Raw genomic sequence first — 16,236 nt, forward strand, 5'->3', positions numbered from 1 at the left:
GCTGTAGTCCTCGCTGTTGTTATTGTGCGGTTGCCGCCAGCGACGGCGACGAACTCAGAACGTGGGGCTGCCCTTGATCCCGGCGCGCTCCATCTTGCGATGGCACGGCGGGTAGTCCATGACGGCGTAATGCTGTGTGCTGCGGTTGTCCCAGATCGCCACGCTGTTGGGCTTCCAGCGCCAGCGCACCTGGTACTCCGGCAGGTAGGCCTGGCTGATGAGGTAGCGCAGCAGGTCGCTGGCGCCAGGGTTGGCGTCCTGGCCGAAGCGCACCCGCTGCGGGGTGTGGTAGTTGCTGAAATGGGTGGTGAAGGCGTTGACGAACAGCACCTGCTCGCCGGTTTCCGGGTGGGTGCGCACCACCGGGTGCTCGGCATCGGGGAACTGCGCCTTAAGCGCCAGGCGCTTTTCCAGCGGCATGGCGGCGCCAAAGCTCGCCTCGATGCTGTGGCGGGCGCGCAGGCCTTCGATCTTGGCCTTCACATCGCCTGGCAGGTTTTCATAGGCCAGCACCATGTTCGCCCACATCGTGTCGCCGCCCACCGGCGGGCATTCGATGCAGCGCAGCACACAGCCCATCGGCGGGGCCTCGCGCCAGGTGGCGTCGGTGTGCCAGGCATTTTCATAGCGGTCGTTGGGCTGGTCCGGGCGCTTGTAGATCTGTACCAGGCCCGGATGCTCCGGGTCGCTGCCGGCCACCGGGTGGTCCTCCAGGTCGCCGAAGCGGCGGGCGAACGCTACATGTTCGGCGCGGCTGAAGTGCTGGTCGCGCAGGAACAGCACACGGTGCCGGAGCAACTGCGCGCGAAGCTGGGCGAACAGGTCGTCGTCGTGGATCGCGTCGGCCAGGTTGACCCCACTTACCTCGGCACCGATCGCGCAGGTCAGTTGTTCGATGTGCATGCTGTTGCCCTCTTCAGATGACGAAGATCGACGAGCCGGTGGTCTTGCGCGCTTCCAGGTCACGGTGGGCCTGGACGGCATCCTGCAGTGCGTAGTGCTGGTTGATCTCGATACGGATGCGCCCGCTGCCGACGTGATCGAACAGCTCACCGGCCAGGTCGGCCTTTTCCGCCGGGTCGGCGATGAAGTCGGCCAGTGCCGGGCGGGTGAGCTGCAGCGAGCCCTTGATCGCCAGCAACTGCGGGTCGAACGGCGGGATGGTGCCTGACGCCGTGCCGACGCAAACCATCAGGCCGCGGCGCTTGAGCGAATCGAGCGAGCCCATGAAGGTGTTCTTGCCAACGCTGTCGAACACCACGTTCACCCCCACCCCGTCGGTCAGCTCACGCACGCGCGTGGCAACGTCCTCGACGCTGTAGTTGATGACGTGGTTGCAGCCATGGGCGCGAGCCACTTCGGCCTTGGCCTCGGTGGACACCGTGCCGATCACGTTAAGCCCCAGCAGCTGCGCCCACTGCGCGACGATCAGGCCGACCCCGCCAGCAGCGGCATGCAGCAGCACGCTGTCGCCGGGTTTGAAGTCATGCAGCCGACGCAGCAGATAGGCCGAGGTCAGGCCGCGCATGGTCATGGCGGCGGCGGTTTCGAAGGCGATGGTATCCGGCAGCTTGATCAGCGCGGCAGCAGGGATCAGGCGCTCGGTGCAATAGGCGCCCAGGGTGTTGAGGAAGCCGGTGTAGGTGACCCGGTCACCGACTGCCACCTGGTTCACACCCTCGCCCAGCGCCTCGACCACCCCGGCCGCTTCCACGCCGATGCCGTTGGGCAGCGGGATCGGGTAGGTGCCGTTGCGGAAATAGGTATCGGCGTAGTTCAGGCCCACAGCCACCTGGCGCAAGCGCACCTGCCCCGGGCCGGGCTCGCCGACCTCGGCGTCCTCGTAGCGCAGCACCTCGGGGCCACCGGTCTGATGGAAACGTACGACTTTGGACATGCTTGTCTCTCCAATCATCGATCTGGACGCATGGCGTCAGTTCTGGGTAATTGGACTGTATGCCCTTGGTGTGCGGGGTGCTTCGCATCGGACGACAGCGGGTTTTCATTTGATGACAGGACGGGCGTCGACCTGCCGTTCAACAAAACGAGGTTTTATTCATGAGTATCCTTGATGGTTATCCATGGCCAGACTAATACTTAAGTCTCTGCCTGGGGAGGCACGAAAAATGCAACCAAGATTCGTTATCGTTCCCGCTGTGCCGATCGAAAAGGAGTCGTTCCGCGTGGGTAGCCGCTATTACGCCGCTACCGTTTGTGGGGGGTTCGACATTTACGACAACCAAGCGAAGGAGCGGCTCAAGCCCAGCTATCCAAGCAGGTCGGATGCGCAGGTGCGGTGCGAGCAGATGAACAAGCGCGGTGATGCAGGCTGACTGCGCAAGCAATAGCCTTGCTCGATCCCTGTGGGAGCGGCCTTGTGTCGCGAAAGGGGTGCGTAGCGCCCCCGAGATTTCAGCGTCAACACTCAAATTGCCGGGGCCGCTTTGCGGCCCTTTCGCGACACAAGGCCGCTCCTACAGGGGGTTACGTGTTCGTGGCCTCGCCCTGCTGCCAACCGGCAATCAGGCGCTGGGCATTCTCCTCGCAATCCATCCCCTGCGGCTTGTCTTCCATGCCTGCAATAACCGCCAGCAACTGCGCGCGGTTGTGCGCCAGCCGCTGCTGCATCGCTTCGATCTCCGCCACCTTGCGCTTGAGGCTGCCCAGCAATAGATCATGCCCACCCGCCGCAGCCCCGGAGGCATCGGTGAGTTTGCGCATTTCTTCCAGGCTGAACCCGGCCTGCTGGCCGCAGGTGATGATCTCCAGCGCCCGCACCACCTGCTCTGGGTAATCCCGATAACCATTTCCCAGGCGCCGCGCAGTAATCAGTCCGCTGGCTTCGTAAAAGCGGATACGCGATGCACTAAGCCCCGTGCGTCGCGCCAGTTCACCAATTTTCATTGCGGCAGCATTCCCCTCTTGACCTTAAAGCTGACTTTAACCTTAGCCTTCTCCCGAACCTAGCCCACGCGCGCAAAAACCGATGCGTGGCAACCCTTTGCGGAGATCGCCATGACGCCGTTCCAGCCCCTGCACCTGCCCAATGGCAGTGTCATCCCCAACCGCATCGCCAAGGCGGCGATGGAGGAAAACCTGGCCAACCCGGACCAGACCCCTTCCGACCAGCTGCTGCGCCTTTACCAGGCTTGGGCCGAGGGCGGTGCCGGGCTGTTGCTGACCGGTAACGTGATGGTCGACCCTGGCGCCATGACCGGCCCGGGTGGCGTGATGCTCGATGCCAGCCAGCCACTGCAACGTTTTCGCGACTGGGCGCGCATCGGCCGCGCCCACGGCGCGCAGTTCTGGATGCAGATCAACCACCCGGGCCGGCAGATGCAGGCCAACCTCGGCCAGCCCACCGTGGCGCCTTCGGCCATTGCTCTGGACATGGGCGGTTTGTCCAAGCTGTTCCCCTTGCCCAAGGCACTGGACGAAGCCGAGATCGGCGCGTTGATCCAGCGCTTCGCCCGCACTGCGGCGCTGGCTGAAGAAGCTGGTTTCAGTGGCGTACAGATCCACGCTGCCCACGGTTACCTGCTCAGCCAGTTTCTTTCGCCACTGAGCAACCAGCGCCAGGATCGCTGGGGTGGCAGCCTGGAAAATCGCGCGCGGTTGCTGCTGGAGGTGGTCAAGGCCGTGCGCGAAGTGGTTTCGCCCGGTTTCGCCGTGGCAGTGAAACTGAATTCGGCGGATTTCCAGCGCGGCGGTTTCGAACCGGCGGATGCGCGCCAGGTAGTGCTGTGGCTGAATGAATTGCCGGTGGACCTGGTGGAGCTGTCGGGCGGCAGCTATGAGGCACCGGCGATGCAGGGTGATGCCCGCGATGGGCGCACCCTGGCTCGCGAGGCCTACTTCCTGGAGTTTGCCCGGGAAATCGCCGCCATCGCGAAGATGCCGGTGATGGTCACCGGCGGTATCCGGCGGTTGCCGGTAGTCGAGCAGGTGCTGGCCAGCGGTGTGGCCATGGCGGGGATTGCCACGGCGTTGGCAGTCGAGCCTGCCCTGCCCCGGCGCTGGCAGAACGGCGAGCCGACGGCAACCGCCGAACTGCAGCCCATTCGCTGGAAGCGCAAGGCCTTTGCCGCGCTGGCCTACATGGCCCTGGTGAAATTGCAGATGCGCCGCCTGGCGGCCGGCAGCCGGCCCAAGGCGCATGCGTCGCCCTTGCGCGCCTTGTTGCTGGAGCAAGGCTGCACGCTACTGCGGGTGCGGCAGTACAGGCGTATGATGAAAAGCCGAGCGGATTGATGGTGTGATCGCAGAGCCAGGGGTCGCACATTCGCGCTGGGAGCACCTGCCTTCATCGGCGTCCTCTACCGGAGCACTGCCATGAACAAACCCTTTCAAGCGCTGATCCTTGCACTGGCAGCGCTTTCTGCTTGCTCGTCCAACTCCGCGCTGTACCACGACCAGCCGCTGGTGGCGAAAGTCACCAACGGCATGAGCAGAGACCAAGTCATGCAGGTAGGCGGCAAGCCCGATGCCGAGACCGAACGCACCGTGGTGCCCGGCACCTGTTTCGACTACATGCTGACCAAGGCCGACAACCGGCAGCCCTACAGCGTAAGTTTCGACGGCACAGGCAAAGTGGACAATACCGCGTTCATGACCTGCGCCGAGTGGAGCAATGCTCAGCGCAGGGCCCGCCTGCCCAGCATGGGCGGCTCTAGCGGATCGGGTTACTGAGTCAGTCCAGGCATTCCCTGGCTGCCTGGCGCAATTTGTCGCCAGACAGGAAGCTGCCCTTGTAGAAAGTCGCACGGCTGCCCTCGTGGGAATCGACTACGTCCAGCACATCATCGGATGCCACGGGGCTGGGTGCCGTCAGCCGATAGCCGTGGGCGATCGATTTCTGCGTGGCTTGAGGCGCCAGTGCTTGCCATTTGGGTAGCACGCAAGCGGCGTATTGCTGGGGCGATTTTTGAGTCAGTTTGCTGGCAGTGGGTTTGCCTGGGGTTGCGCAGCCGGCAACACTGGTGACCAGCACGGCGAAGAGAAAGATACGAAACATAGACATTTGCGATTAGCCATCAAGGATACGCTGCATTCTATCGGGGGTTGTAATGGCTTACCAATCAACCAAAGTCTCGCACAGGCCGCAACTGATATTTCTGCCAGTGGCCTGGGTGAGTGAAGGCTGGGAAAGTGCATCTGCCAATAGCCTTCGGAGCACTAACCATGCAAAAGAACACCAACAGAATGCAATTCTTCTATCAGAATGGAAAACTGATCTCTCTGAAGGTTGGTGAACAAGGTCGCAGTATTTTCCGTACTACAGATGTGCCACTCGCCGAACTGCAAACTGAAGGCACCCACTCCAGCGGCTTGCTGGCGACGGACGATAAGGGTTCAGTACTGAACGTGCAGGAAAACTCCTGATTTTGGAGGAACGGGCGCTATCGAGAACACTGGCGTAGCCGGTATCAGCCACCGCGTCGCCTGCTTCGCGGGTGAACCCGCTCCCACAGGGACCCCATCAGCCGAAAGAATGCGCCATACCTGTGGGAGCGGGCGCGCCCGCGAACACCGGCGTAGCCGGTGCCAGCCACCGCGTCGCCTGCTTCGCGGGCATGCCCGCTCCCACAAGGACCCCACCTGCCGAAAGCATGCGCTGTAACTGTGGGAGCGGGTTTACCCGCGAACACCGGCGCAGCCGGTGCCAACCACCGCGTCGCCTGCCGGGGGCTGCTTTGCAGCCCATCGCGACACAATGCCGCTCCTACAATTGACGGCGCTCGCTGACACCTGCGCCTGACGTCAATCCAGTGCGCCGTTCAACACCTCGTAGATGATCCCCGTAGCAACTGCCACCAGGATCAGGTCCGCACCCGCCTGCATCCATTCATAGCCATCGTAATGAGGCAACTGCCCCAGCAGCCTGCCATCCAGCTTCTTGGCGATACCCGGCGGCAGTGGTTTGCCACGGGCCAGGTTCTTCTGAATGCCCGGGGGCAGCGCCGGCCCTGCGCTCCAGTAGCTGCGGTGCCCGTCAAGAATGCCAAGCACATCGCCACGGTTTATCGACGGCCCACCATACGAGCCCCCGTGACCTTGACCATGCTGCCCCTTGTCCTTGCCGTGGCCCTGCCCTTTACCATTACCCGGGTCGGCATAAGTGAGCGCCGGCCCCACTGCCAGCGCAATCGAGGTAGCGATAACTGCCCATCGACGCTTTGCCATAGCTGTTTCCTTACACGGAAGACGTCCCAGCACTGTAGACCAAAACCCGGTTCAGGGTGGAAGTCCCCAAACCCGGGTCAGGGCTTGGCACTCCGATAGAGCATGATGGCTGCCACATCGAGAGCCAACACGGCAACGGCGTAGAGAAACATGAAGTACAGATCTTCTGGAAACATGGCCGTATCCCCAAATGAGCAGGTTTTCAGGGATGCAGCAATTCCCGTTCCAAACGCCTGGCTGAACGAGCCTGCCCATCTGCTATCGAGATGATTGCTCCATAACCACGACATCAGCCGGTAATGTTCCAGCGCGGCTTTCCCATTTTGCGACCACGATCGGCGCCAGCGCATTGCCGAGTACGTTCAGTGCCGTAACGGGCATGTCCATCAATCGATACACCCCTGCAATCAAGGCCACGCCTTCCAAAGGCAAACCTGCCGCCGTCAGGGTTGCGGTGAGAATGACAAACATGAACCCGGGCACTCCGGCAGCGCCTTTGGACGTCAATACCATGATGAATACCAGCATGACCTGGTCTGCCAAGGCCAGTTCAATATTGTAGGCCTGCGCGATAAACAGCGTACCCAGGCCCGCAAACAGCGACGCGCCATCCAGGTTGAATGAATAGCCCAACGGGATCACCAGCGAAGTGATCGTACGCGGTACACCCCGTGCTTCGGTCTTGGCCATCAATTGCGGCATGACGGTGGCAGAACTCGCGCTGCTGAACGCCAGTATCAGTTCACCCTTGAAGGCCTTGATGATCTCGAAGATATTCTCGCCAACAGCCCTGGCAACAAGGCCCAGCACGACAATTGCAAAGAACAGTACCGCAACATAAGTAATGGCTATCAGTTTTGCCAACGGCAGCAGTGAATCAATCCCGAAGGTCGACACCGTGACAGCTATCAGGGCAAAGATGCCGATCGGTGAGTAGGCCATGACCATATGAGTGACCTTGAACATGGTATCCACTACCGTCTGCAGCACTGCAACCAACGGCTGTTTCCTGGGTTCATCCAGCGTAGACAGTGCCACCCCGAACAAGATTGCGAAGAACAGTACCGATAACAGCTTAGCCTCCGCCATTGCCGCCACTACATTATCAGGAATGATGCCCAAGAGTACCTTGCCGAGCCCTGCCGAAGCATTTTGCACAGGAGGCACTGCCCCACTCGCCGGTGTAACGGCGAACCCCGCACCGGCGCCTGGCTGGAGCACGTTACCGACCAACAAGCCGAAAATGATTGCGACCCCGGTCACGGCAAAGAAATAGACAAGGCTCTTTGTTCCCACCCGCCCCAGGGCGCGCTTGCCGGAGCCGGCTATGCCTACCACCATGCAGGAAAACACCAGCGGCACGATGATCATTTTCATCAGTTTTATGAACGCATCACCCGCCGGTTGCAGCACTTGCTCGATCCACCAGCCCTTGTAATCTGGAAAATGATTCAATAGCAGGCCAACGCATATACCGACAGCCAGACCAATTGCAATTTGCGTGATTAGATTTATTTTTATTCTCACGGGATTGATCTCTGTTTTTATAAAACACTAGGAAGCAAAGATTGCACGAAAGTTCTTGAACCCCTTGATCTCGATCGGGTTACCACTGGGATCCAGGAAAAACATTGTCCTTTGTTCGCCAGGCTCACCCTCAAAACGAACAACCGGCGGGATTTCGAACTGCACGCCCAGAATTTCAAGGCGCTTAGCCAAGGCCTGCCATCGCTCCAGAGGCAATATCACTCCGATATGAGGCATCAATACAAGGTGCGGGCCGACCTTGCCAGTGCGGCTGGTTTCAAAGGGCTTGCCCACATGCAGAGATATTTGGTGACCAAAAAACTCGAAGTCTACCCAGGTCTCAGTGCTACGTCCCTCGACGCAACCAAGAACTTCTTTATAGAATTTTCTTGCCACATCCAGATCGCTGACATGATAAGCAACATGAAAGGGTGTCAACATGATGGTACTCCTCGAACGGAGCCACTATCCTCACACCGCCCGGCATCCATGTACACCAACTGACACTTGGCCTGAGCATAAGCATTACTTATGGACATTCAAAATCTGGAAAGCCTCATATCCGTTGTCGAATGCGGCTCCATTGCGGGTGCGGCAAAGAAAGCAAATGTTTCAGCCGCCGCAATAAGTTTGCGTATTCGCAATATGGAGAAACACCTGGGCTGTGCACTCTTCAATAGAGAGGCCCATGCGATCAGGCCGACAGACAAGCTGCTGGTATTGATGCCACGTATACGTTGCATTGTCGAACATGCCAGTCAGCTCAGGAATGACCTGAACACCGACACGCTGACCGGGGAACTGCGCATTGGCGCCATATCAACTGCACTCACCGGCCTTGTACCGGCAGCACTGGAGCAGTTGTCATCCTCCGCGCCCAACCTCAAGCTCACCATCACGCCCGGTGACTCCAAATTGCTCCATGACAAGCTGATCAATCAGGAACTGGATGCGGCAATTCTGGTTACGCCACCCTTCAAGACAGCAAAATCGTTGAGAATGCTCACGTTGCGCAGCGAACCGCTGTGCTTGTTGGCACCTGCCACAGCCTCCCGGGCTGAAGCGCAGGCAATGCTGGCCACCGGGCCCTATATCCGATATGCCGTCGATTCCTGGGGCGGCCTGATAACCCAGCGCTATCTGGACGATCTGGGTCTCGCGCCAAGCGTGGCTTGCGACCTGGATGCGCTCGAGGCCATCAGCCTGCTGGTGTCGCTGGGGCAAGGCGTTTCCTTGGTACCGCAATGGCCGTCATTGCTGGAGCAATCGCCAAACGCCCGGATTCTGAGCGAAGAACCAAGGTACTGCCGCGACATAGTGCTGGCCTACAGTGCCGGCCATCACCGCACGTCGGCAATCAAGCTGCTGGCATCCGTACTGATGCCCTGACGCTCCAGCTCAGTACAGACGGGCCTTGATCAGCGGGCGCAGCAAATAATTGAGCACGCTGCGCTTGCCGCTGAGGATATCCACCTCGGCAACCATGCCGGGGATGATCGGCAGCACCTCCTCGCCGCGTTTGAGCTGGCTGCCGTCAGTGCGGATCAGCACCTGGTAGTACGACTCCTTGCCATGGGGCGTGTCCTCCTCGATGGTGTCGGCACTGATCTGCTCCAGGGTGCCCTTGAGGTCGCCATAGATGCTGAAGTCGTAGGCAGTGATCTTCACCTTGGCCGGCATGCCCGGCACCAGGAAGGCCACGTCGCGCGGCTTGATCCTGGCCTCGACCAGCAGGCGGTCCTCCACCGGGATCACTTCCATGATCGCTTCGCCGGGCTGGATCACCCCGCCACGGGTGTTGATCAGCACGGTGTTCACCCGCCCACGCACCGGCGAAACGATCCCGGTACGGCGCAGTTGATCCTGGCGCTGCTGGACGATCGGCTCCAGGGCACTGAGGTCGGCCTTGCGCTGTGAGCGTTCGGTATAGGCATCCTGGAAGTAGCTACTCTTCAGCTCGGTCAGCTTACCGTTGAGGGTAGCGATGTCCTGGCTCAGCCGCAGCGCCTCCATCTGGCTCACCGCACGCTTGGCCACCAGCGGGCGGACCAGGTCGAGCTGGCTCTGGGCCAGGCTGATCTGCCTCTGGATCGCCTGGCTACCTTCGAGCAGCTTGTCCCGCCGCGACTTGAACAGCTCCCGCTCGGAACGCGCCAGCGGCCCCTGCGGGTCGATATCCGGGGAAAATTCGATGGCCGCCTTGCCCAGCACCTCGGCGTCCAGCCGGGCGATGGCCGCCCGCAGCACGCCGGCCTGGTTGGCCGACTCCTGGAAATTGGTGAGAAAGCGCGTCTCGTCGAGGCGCAACAGCGGCTGGCCAACCTCTACCAGGTCGCCCTCCTGCACCAGCAGACGGTCGAGAATGCCCCCTTCCAGGCTCTGGATCTTCTGGATGCGGCTGAACGGCACCACGCGCCCGTCACCGCGCGTCACCTCATCGAGCTCTGCCCAGGCGGCCCAGGCGACGAACAGCACGACGCTGCCGAGCAGGGTCCAGAGCAGCGGGCGATAGACCGGGTGAGTGGTCGCCAGCAAGGGGTCGGCCAGTTGCCGGCGCAACACTACTGAATTTTTTTCAGTTGCCATGGCCAGCTCCTTCGGCGACCTGCGGCGCCTGCACCTGGTTGCCCAGCACCACCTGGTTCAGCGGGCCGTCCATGATCACCTGGCCGTTGCGCAGCACCACCGCACGGTCCACCAGCGCCAGCACGCTTTTCTTGTGGGTGGTGATGATCAAGGTGCGCCGGCCAAGCCACTTCTGCAGGTAGTCGATAACCTGTTTCTCGCTGTTTTGGTCAAAGGCCGCGGTCGGCTCGTCGAGCAACAGGATCGGCGGGTCCTGTAGCAGTACCCGGGCCAACCCGACCGCCTGACGCTGGCCGCCGGAGAGGCTGGCGTTGCCCTGGATCGGCATGTCCAGGCCCAGCGGGTGGGCGCGTACGAAAGTGCCCAGCCCCACGCCATCGAGGGCGTCCAGCAATTCCTCGTCGCCCAACGCAGCGTTCGCCAGGTTGAGGTTTTCGCGCAGGCTGCCGTGGAACAGCGCCACGTCCTGTGGCAAGTAGCCGATGCCGCGCTGGCGGTCGGCCGGGTCGATCTGGCTCAGGGCGATGTCGTCCAGCAACAGCCGGCCGGATTGCGCGTCGAGCAGGCCACTGAGCAGCCGCAACAGGGTCGACTTGCCGGCACCGTTGCCGCCGAGCAGCGCCACCCGCTCGCCGGCCTGGATGCTCAGCGCCTGTACGTCGACCACCGGCGGGCTGTCGCCGTGGGCCAGGCGCAGCGCCTCGAGGCGGTAATGCCCGTGGAGCCGCTCGCGGTGCACGAAGCGCTTGCCGACGGGACGCTCCTGCTCGGCCGACATCAACTGGTCGAGGCCCTCCAGGGCCACCTTGGTGTGCTGCCAGCGGCCGAGGATGGCGGCAGCCTGGGACAAGGGTGCGATGGCCCGCGAGGCAAGGATCGAACAAGCCACCAGGGCACCGACGGTCATCGCCCCGTCGCTTATCCGGTAGACGCCGAACACCACCACCCCGACATAGCACAGCTGCTGGACGATACTGGCCGAGTAGCTGAGGGTCGAAGCCAGGGTATGGGTCTTCATCGCAGTACCGGCCAGTTCCCCGGTGAGCGTCTCCCACTGCTGGCGGCAGCGGCCTTCGGCACGCGCGGCCTTGACCGTCTCCAGGTGTTCGAAGGCTTCCAGCAGCACGCTGTTCTTCATCGCCCCCTCGCGCAGGTTCTGCCGCGACAGGTGCCCCAGCAGGCGCTGGGTCAGCAACCCCGGCAGCAGCATCAACACGCAGGCCACCAGCGGAACCCAGACCACATGGCCACCGATCACGGCGATGATCAACAGGAAGATCACCACGAACGGCAGGTCGCTGATCAGCGCGGCACTGGACGAGGTGAAGAACTCGCGGACCGACTCGAACTCACGCACCTGGGTGCTGAACGCCCCCATCGACGCCGGTTTGGCGGCGATCCGGGTGCTCAGCACACGTGAGAACAGCAGGCTCGACAATTGCAGGTCCAGGCGCTTGCCAAGTACGTTCAGCAGGTGCCCGCGAAGGATCCGCAATACCCCGTCGACGATGATTGCCAGGGCCACGCCGCTGGCGAGTATCCACAGGGTATCGAAGGCCGCGTTGGGCACCACGCGGTCGTACACCTGCATGGCGAACAGCGCCGAGGCGACGGCCAGGACGTTGGCCACCAGGGCCGCCGCCGTGACTTCCGCGTAGGAGCGCCAGAGCCGCTTGAGCGGCCCGAAGAACCAGTGTTCCGGCAGGCCGCTGGCGTAGTCGCCAACCCGCCCGTCGGGGCGGTAGCGGCACTTGGCAAACACCGCCATGCCGCTGTAAAGCGCCTCCAGCGCGGGCAGCGCCATGCACTCACGGCCGCCGTCGCTCTGCGGCACCAGCACCTCGTACTGCTCACCCTCGATGCCAACCAGCAGTAGGCTGCGGCCATCGTCGAGCAACAGCAGGGCCGGCAGCAGGTAGGCGTCCATCTGCCGCAACGGCAGCTCCGCGACCCTGGCAGTGATGTCGGCGCGACGCAGGGCGCGGGCGACCAGGCGCAGCGGCAGGCGTCCGTGCTCCAGCGCCAGGCCGTCGACCAGCTCGGCGTCGCCCAGCGGCCGGCCCAGTTGCCGGCACAGCAGCAGCAGGCCCTGGCGCAGCGGGTCGTCGTGGTTCAGGGTCACGACATTATCCGGGGATTGTTCAACTTCCATGATTCAACCGATTCTCCAGTAATGCCCCCAACAGCCCGACTTGCGCGGCCGCCCGGTACTCGATGCGCTTGCGCTCGATGTGCAGATTGATCAATTGTCGCTCGGCCTCGAAACGTTCGCGCTGCACGTTGAGCAAGTCGATCACGTCGCGCCGGCCGACCTCGAACTGCTCGCGGTACAGCTCGCCGACCTGTTCCGACTCCGTCACCTGCTGGCTCAGCGACTGTTCCCGCCAGCGCAGCGTGTCACCGTTGTCGAACAGCGTCTGCAGCTGCCGGCGGATGTCACGCTGCATCGCATCGGCCGTCCATTGCGCCGACTCCAGGCGCTGTTGCGCAGCCGTCGGCCGACGGAAGTTGGAAAGCCCCTGGAAGGTGTCCATGCGAAAGCGCAGCGACATCACCGAGTCGCTTTCCGGGCGACCACCGATCTCCCGGCGCAGCGCGGAGGCCTCCAGGTTCAATTGCGGCAGCAGCGAAGCCTTGGCCTCGCGGACTTGCGCCTCGGCGACATTGGCGTCCTCCAACGCCTTGCGCTGCAACGGCGACTCGCGGATCACCCGCGCCACGTCGCTGGCAGCCAGGTAGCGCTGCAGCGACATCGGCTCGGGCTCGACCAGTTCGGAGGGGTCCTGGCCAACCAGGATCGCGTACTGGTTGCGCGCGTCCTGCAGGTTGCCCTTCTCCAGCGACAGCTGTTCCTGGGCACGCGACAGTTCGAGGTTGGCGCGGTCCAGTTCGCTGCGGTCGGCGTAACCGTCGCTGCCGCGCGCCTGGGTCATCTCGCGGATGCCGTCCAGACGCTGGATGTGCTGGCGCACCGTCTCCACCCGGCGCTCCGAGGCAAGCACGTCGAGGTAGGTCTCGACGATATCCAGTGCAGCATCGTCGCGCGCCACCAGCACCGCCTCGGACAGCTTGCGCCGGGTTGCGCTGGCGCTGTCGACCTTGCTCGTCACCCGTCCCCAGTCATACAGCATCTGCGATACGGTGACGTCGTAGACAACCTCGCCAACGTCGAACTCCTGCGGCCCCCCAGACATAGTGACGGAGGGGTAATAGCCACCCTTGGCGATCTCCACCTCGGTGCCCGCACGATCCGCCTCAGCCATCGCCGAACGCACCTGGGGGTGAATCGCCAACCCCGCCCGCACCGCCTGGTCGAGAGGGATGGCCGGGGCGGACAACGGCAGCCCGAGGCACAGGAGCCACAGGGCTCCCGCGCTGCGGCGCCTTCCCTTGAGCACGGACAGGCCGCGCATCAGACCACGACCTGTACCGTGTTGTCCTCGATCAGCAGGGTACTGCTGCCAAAGTTGTAGACATCGTAAGTAATGCCGTTGACCTGCTGGGTGGTCCCGGTGTTCACGGCACCCACCACATTGAGGGTGTCGTTGTTCTCGCCGGTGATCTGCAGGATGTTGTTGCCATCGGTGATGGCGTCCACCTCTGCCGCAGTCAGGGTCAGCACGCTCCCCGAGTCGCCCTTGCCGAGGTCGATACGCTCGATGTTGGAGAGCGTGCCAACGCCGACGGCGTTGTAGTCGAGGTCGATGCCGTCGGCCAGGATCAGGGTGTCGAAGCCCCCGCCGCCGTCGATGCTGATGAAGTCGGTCGCAGTGATCTGGATCGCATCGTTGCCGTTGCCGGCCACTACGTGATCGCCGGTCCCCACGTTGAAGATCAGGTCGTTGCCATCACCTCCGTTGATGTGCTCCGAACTACCGCTCGCCCCGGACATGACATCGTCCCCGGCAGTACCGTTGACATCGATCTGGCCGATATTCAGCGACAGCCCGTTAGGGGTCAGGGTGATGCCGTATGCCGAGCTGTCGTTGCCGTTGGTGTCGGTGGCGACGATGTTGAACGAGATCTGCGAACCGAGGTTGAGGATATCGGTGATGTTCAGCCCCAGCTGGGTGAGGACGGTCGGGCTCAGCAGGTTAAGCGAGAAGTTACCGGCACTGTCTGCCTGGATCGGCAGTAACTCAACGTTCAGCGCCGGGGTGATGACACGGATCACCACGCTGGAGTCCGGTTCGGTAGTGCCGCTGAAACCGAACCTCGGGTTCAGCGGGTTGAGGCTGACATCGACGCCGAAGTTGCCGATGGTCACTGGCTGCTCGATGCTGCTGCCGACGCCGATGGTCGCCACATTGCTCGGGTTGCCGGCCGGGTCCTCACCGATCACGGAGACTTGAGCATTGAGCAGTTGGTCCAGGGTAAGGTCGATGTCCAGGTCGGAGAGCAGGTTCAGCGAAGCCAGCCCGCTGTTGTCGGCAGTTACCGTGGCGGTGGCAGTGACCCCGCCGACGTCCACGGTGACCGTCAGCTCGGTGCCCGGATCGGTGGAGATGGTCAGGATGCTGCCAACCAGCGACAGCACCGGTGTTGCAGGCGGAATGGTGTCGACGGTGAACGGCACCGGGTTCGACGCGATACCGCCATTGATATCGGCGGTGACGGTCGAGGCGCCCTCCGGGAACGGCCCCATGCCATCGCCAGGGGGTATGGTCACGGTGACGCTGCCGGCCAGGATGTCGCCGGCAGTGATGGTGTGCGTTACCTGCGTCTCATAACCGTTCTGCCCGGCGAACGCGACGGTGATCACCTGGCCGACCTGCAGGGTCGGACGGATCGCCACATCGACCTGAATGCCGTCGCTGATCTCGGCAGCGTTGATCCAGGTATCAGCGGCCTCCGGTACGCTGATGGTCGGCGGCGCCAGGTCTGGCGCGTTGATCGTCGCCGGGCCGCTGAGGTTGCCGGCAGCATCCACCGCGACCCCGGCGATCAGCTCGCCGGTGATCAGGGGTGGCGCGAACGGCAGGCTGAAGCTGCCGCTGCCGTCGACATTCACCGTGATCGGGTTGGCGGTATCGCCGTCGACCACGATGCGCACCTGGCTGTTCGGCTCGGCGGTACCGGTGAGCAGCGCACCGTCGGCACTGATGCTCAGCAGCGGCGCCGATGGTGCCACCGAGTCGACCGTCGTACTCGCCGGGCCACTGGTATTGCCGGCGGCGTCCTCGGCCACGGCGTTGACCACCGTGCCGTTGGCCAGCGGAGTAACCGGGGTGAAGCTCCAATCGCCACTGCCGTCGGCGGTCGTCTGGCCGATCGGGTTGCCGCCACCGTCAGTGAGGATGACGGTGGCGCCGGGCTCAGCGGTACCCGTGAGGACTGCACCATTGCTCGGCTCGATAGTCGGCGCGGCCGGGGCGACGGCGTCAACGGTGGCGCTGGTCGGCCCGCTGGTATTGCCGGCCGGGTCCTGGGCCACGGCGTTGATCACCGTGCCATTGGCCAGCGGGGTCGCAGGCGTGAAGGCCCAGTTGCCGCTGCCGTCGGCGATGGTCTGGCCGATCGGGTTGCCGCTGCCGTCGGTGAGGATCACCCTGGCGCCGGCTTCAGCGGTACCGCTGATTTCGCTGCCGTTGCTCGGGTCGACCACCGGCGCGGCCGGAGCCACCGAGTCCACCGTGGTGCTCGACGGCGCGCTGGTGTTGCCGGTCGCGTCCTGGGCCACGGCGTTGATCACCGTACCGTTGGCCAGCGGCGTGCCGGGGGTGAAGCTCCAGTTGCCGCTGCCGTCGGCGGTGATCTGGCCGATCGGATTGCCGCTGCCATCGGTCAGGGTCACGGTGGCGCCTGCTTCAGCTGTACCACTGATCACCACCCCGTTGCTCGGGTCGATGATGGGTGCGGCCGGGGCGATGGCGTCAACGGTGACGCTGGTCGGCCCGCTGGTATTGCTGGCCGCGTCCTGGGCCACGGCGTTGATCACCG

16 protein-coding genes are annotated in these 16,236 nt (G+C 63.1%); 5 read left to right on the forward strand and 11 right to left on the reverse strand.

Annotation, left to right across the window (positions count from 1 at the left end):
* Window positions 1–54 precede the first annotated feature (54 nt).
* Window positions 55–903, reverse strand: coding sequence for a TauD/TfdA dioxygenase family protein (locus ACLCGK_RS17115; protein ID WP_013972530.1), 849 nt, complete (start codon window positions 901–903; stop codon window positions 55–57).
* Window positions 904–916: 13 nt separating this feature from the next.
* Window positions 917–1,897, reverse strand: coding sequence for a quinone oxidoreductase family protein (locus tag ACLCGK_RS17120; protein WP_410952510.1), 981 nt, complete (start codon window positions 1,895–1,897; stop codon window positions 917–919).
* Between the two features lie 229 nt (window positions 1,898–2,126).
* Between ACLCGK_RS17120 and ACLCGK_RS17125 the strand changes: the two genes are divergently transcribed.
* A complete protein-coding gene (locus ACLCGK_RS17125; protein ID WP_410952511.1) occupies window positions 2,127–2,333 on the forward strand; it encodes a hypothetical protein in 207 nt (68 codons plus the stop codon).
* A 151-nt stretch (window positions 2,334–2,484) separates the two neighbouring features.
* Here the strand turns inward: ACLCGK_RS17125 and ACLCGK_RS17130 are convergent, their stop codons facing one another.
* Window positions 2,485–2,904 carry a MerR family transcriptional regulator gene (locus ACLCGK_RS17130; RefSeq protein WP_085591134.1) on the reverse strand — a complete coding sequence of 140 codons (420 nt, stop codon included), beginning with the start codon at window positions 2,902–2,904 and terminating at the stop codon, window positions 2,485–2,487.
* A 111-nt stretch (window positions 2,905–3,015) separates the two neighbouring features.
* Here ACLCGK_RS17130 and ACLCGK_RS17135 point away from each other — a divergent pair, with 111 nt between their 5' ends.
* Together ACLCGK_RS17135 and osmE are read left to right on the forward strand one after the other, a co-directional pair.
* A complete protein-coding gene (locus ACLCGK_RS17135; protein WP_402909529.1) occupies window positions 3,016–4,251 on the forward strand; it encodes an NADH:flavin oxidoreductase/NADH oxidase family protein in 1,236 nt (411 codons plus the stop codon).
* A gap of 81 nt (window positions 4,252–4,332) precedes the next feature.
* Window positions 4,333–4,689 (forward strand): osmotically-inducible lipoprotein OsmE, encoded by a 357-nt coding sequence (gene osmE, locus ACLCGK_RS17140; RefSeq protein ID WP_410952512.1) that lies wholly within the window; start codon window positions 4,333–4,335, stop codon window positions 4,687–4,689.
* A 1-nt stretch (window position 4,690) separates the two neighbouring features.
* Here osmE and ACLCGK_RS17145 read toward each other — a convergent pair whose 3' ends face one another.
* Complete coding sequence (locus ACLCGK_RS17145) at window positions 4,691–5,020, reverse strand: hypothetical protein (protein ID WP_410952513.1); 330 nt, start codon at window positions 5,018–5,020, stop codon at window positions 4,691–4,693.
* Between the two features lie 161 nt (window positions 5,021–5,181).
* On the opposite strand from ACLCGK_RS17145, the gene ACLCGK_RS17150 reads away from it, so the two are divergent.
* A complete protein-coding gene (locus tag ACLCGK_RS17150) occupies window positions 5,182–5,382 on the forward strand; it encodes a hypothetical protein (protein WP_410952514.1) in 201 nt (66 codons plus the stop codon).
* Window positions 5,383–5,760: 378 nt separating this feature from the next.
* Here ACLCGK_RS17150 and ACLCGK_RS17155 read toward each other — a convergent pair whose 3' ends face one another.
* The 3 genes from ACLCGK_RS17155 to ACLCGK_RS17165 all read right to left on the reverse strand — a co-directional run bounded on the left by ACLCGK_RS17155 (window position 5,761) and on the right by ACLCGK_RS17165 (window position 8,151).
* On the reverse strand, window positions 5,761–6,183 hold the full coding sequence (locus ACLCGK_RS17155) for an anti-virulence regulator CigR family protein (RefSeq protein WP_013972524.1): 423 nt from the start codon (window positions 6,181–6,183) through the stop codon (window positions 5,761–5,763).
* 258 nt (window positions 6,184–6,441) lie between these two features.
* Complete coding sequence (locus ACLCGK_RS17160) at window positions 6,442–7,710, reverse strand: cation:dicarboxylate symporter family transporter (RefSeq protein ID WP_410952515.1); 1,269 nt, start codon at window positions 7,708–7,710, stop codon at window positions 6,442–6,444.
* A 27-nt stretch (window positions 7,711–7,737) separates the two neighbouring features.
* Entirely contained in the window at window positions 7,738–8,151 is a 414-nt protein-coding gene (locus tag ACLCGK_RS17165) for a VOC family protein (RefSeq protein WP_023660900.1), read from the reverse strand.
* Window positions 8,152–8,241: 90 nt separating this feature from the next.
* On the opposite strand from ACLCGK_RS17165, the gene ACLCGK_RS17170 reads away from it, so the two are divergent.
* On the forward strand, window positions 8,242–9,099 hold the full coding sequence (locus ACLCGK_RS17170) for a LysR family transcriptional regulator (protein ID WP_410952516.1): 858 nt from the start codon (window positions 8,242–8,244) through the stop codon (window positions 9,097–9,099).
* A gap of 9 nt (window positions 9,100–9,108) precedes the next feature.
* Here the strand turns inward: ACLCGK_RS17170 and ACLCGK_RS17175 are convergent, their stop codons facing one another.
* The 4 genes from ACLCGK_RS17175 to ACLCGK_RS17190 form a co-directional block, all read right to left on the reverse strand.
* On the reverse strand, window positions 9,109–10,296 hold the full coding sequence (locus tag ACLCGK_RS17175; protein WP_410952517.1) for an HlyD family efflux transporter periplasmic adaptor subunit: 1,188 nt from the start codon (window positions 10,294–10,296) through the stop codon (window positions 9,109–9,111).
* Window positions 10,286–12,448: a type I secretion system permease/ATPase gene (locus ACLCGK_RS17180; protein WP_410952518.1), complete on the reverse strand. Its 2,163-nt coding sequence runs from the start codon at window positions 12,446–12,448 to the stop codon at window positions 10,286–10,288. The genes ACLCGK_RS17175 and ACLCGK_RS17180 overlap by 11 nt, the downstream gene beginning before the upstream one ends.
* On the reverse strand, window positions 12,438–13,709 hold the full coding sequence (locus ACLCGK_RS17185) for a TolC family protein (RefSeq protein ID WP_410952519.1): 1,272 nt from the start codon (window positions 13,707–13,709) through the stop codon (window positions 12,438–12,440). Before ACLCGK_RS17185 ends, ACLCGK_RS17180 begins: the two co-directional genes overlap by 11 nt.
* Window positions 13,709–16,236: Ig-like domain-containing protein (locus tag ACLCGK_RS17190; RefSeq protein WP_410952520.1), on the reverse strand; the 2,528-nt coding region annotated here is incomplete at its 5' end. The genes ACLCGK_RS17185 and ACLCGK_RS17190, both read right to left, overlap by 1 nt.

The sequence above is a fragment of the Pseudomonas sp. S1(2024) genome, from assembly GCF_046557535.1.

Excerpts from the sequence above, each read along its gene's own strand:
- ACLCGK_RS17115 (WP_013972530.1), bottom strand. The coding sequence starts at position 903 with ATGCACATCGAACAACTGACCTGCGCGATCGGTGCCGAGGTAAGTGGG.
- ACLCGK_RS17120 (WP_410952510.1), bottom strand. The coding sequence starts at position 1,897 with ATGTCCAAAGTCGTACGTTTCCATCAGACCGGTGGCCCCGAGGTGCTG.
- ACLCGK_RS17125 (WP_410952511.1), top strand. The coding sequence starts at position 2,127 with ATGCAACCAAGATTCGTTATCGTTCCCGCTGTGCCGATCGAAAAGGAG.
- ACLCGK_RS17130 (WP_085591134.1), bottom strand. The coding sequence starts at position 2,904 with ATGAAAATTGGTGAACTGGCGCGACGCACGGGGCTTAGTGCATCGCGT.
- ACLCGK_RS17135 (WP_402909529.1), top strand. The coding sequence starts at position 3,016 with ATGACGCCGTTCCAGCCCCTGCACCTGCCCAATGGCAGTGTCATCCCC.
- osmE (WP_410952512.1), top strand. The coding sequence starts at position 4,333 with ATGAACAAACCCTTTCAAGCGCTGATCCTTGCACTGGCAGCGCTTTCT.
- ACLCGK_RS17145 (WP_410952513.1), bottom strand. The coding sequence starts at position 5,020 with ATGTCTATGTTTCGTATCTTTCTCTTCGCCGTGCTGGTCACCAGTGTT.
- ACLCGK_RS17150 (WP_410952514.1), top strand. The coding sequence starts at position 5,182 with ATGCAAAAGAACACCAACAGAATGCAATTCTTCTATCAGAATGGAAAA.
- ACLCGK_RS17155 (WP_013972524.1), bottom strand. The coding sequence starts at position 6,183 with ATGGCAAAGCGTCGATGGGCAGTTATCGCTACCTCGATTGCGCTGGCA.
- ACLCGK_RS17165 (WP_023660900.1), bottom strand. The coding sequence starts at position 8,151 with ATGTTGACACCCTTTCATGTTGCTTATCATGTCAGCGATCTGGATGTG.
- ACLCGK_RS17170 (WP_410952516.1), top strand. The coding sequence starts at position 8,242 with ATGGACATTCAAAATCTGGAAAGCCTCATATCCGTTGTCGAATGCGGC.
- ACLCGK_RS17175 (WP_410952517.1), bottom strand. The coding sequence starts at position 10,296 with ATGGCAACTGAAAAAAATTCAGTAGTGTTGCGCCGGCAACTGGCCGAC.
- ACLCGK_RS17180 (WP_410952518.1), bottom strand. The coding sequence starts at position 12,448 with ATGGAAGTTGAACAATCCCCGGATAATGTCGTGACCCTGAACCACGAC.
- ACLCGK_RS17185 (WP_410952519.1), bottom strand. The coding sequence starts at position 13,709 with ATGCGCGGCCTGTCCGTGCTCAAGGGAAGGCGCCGCAGCGCGGGAGCC.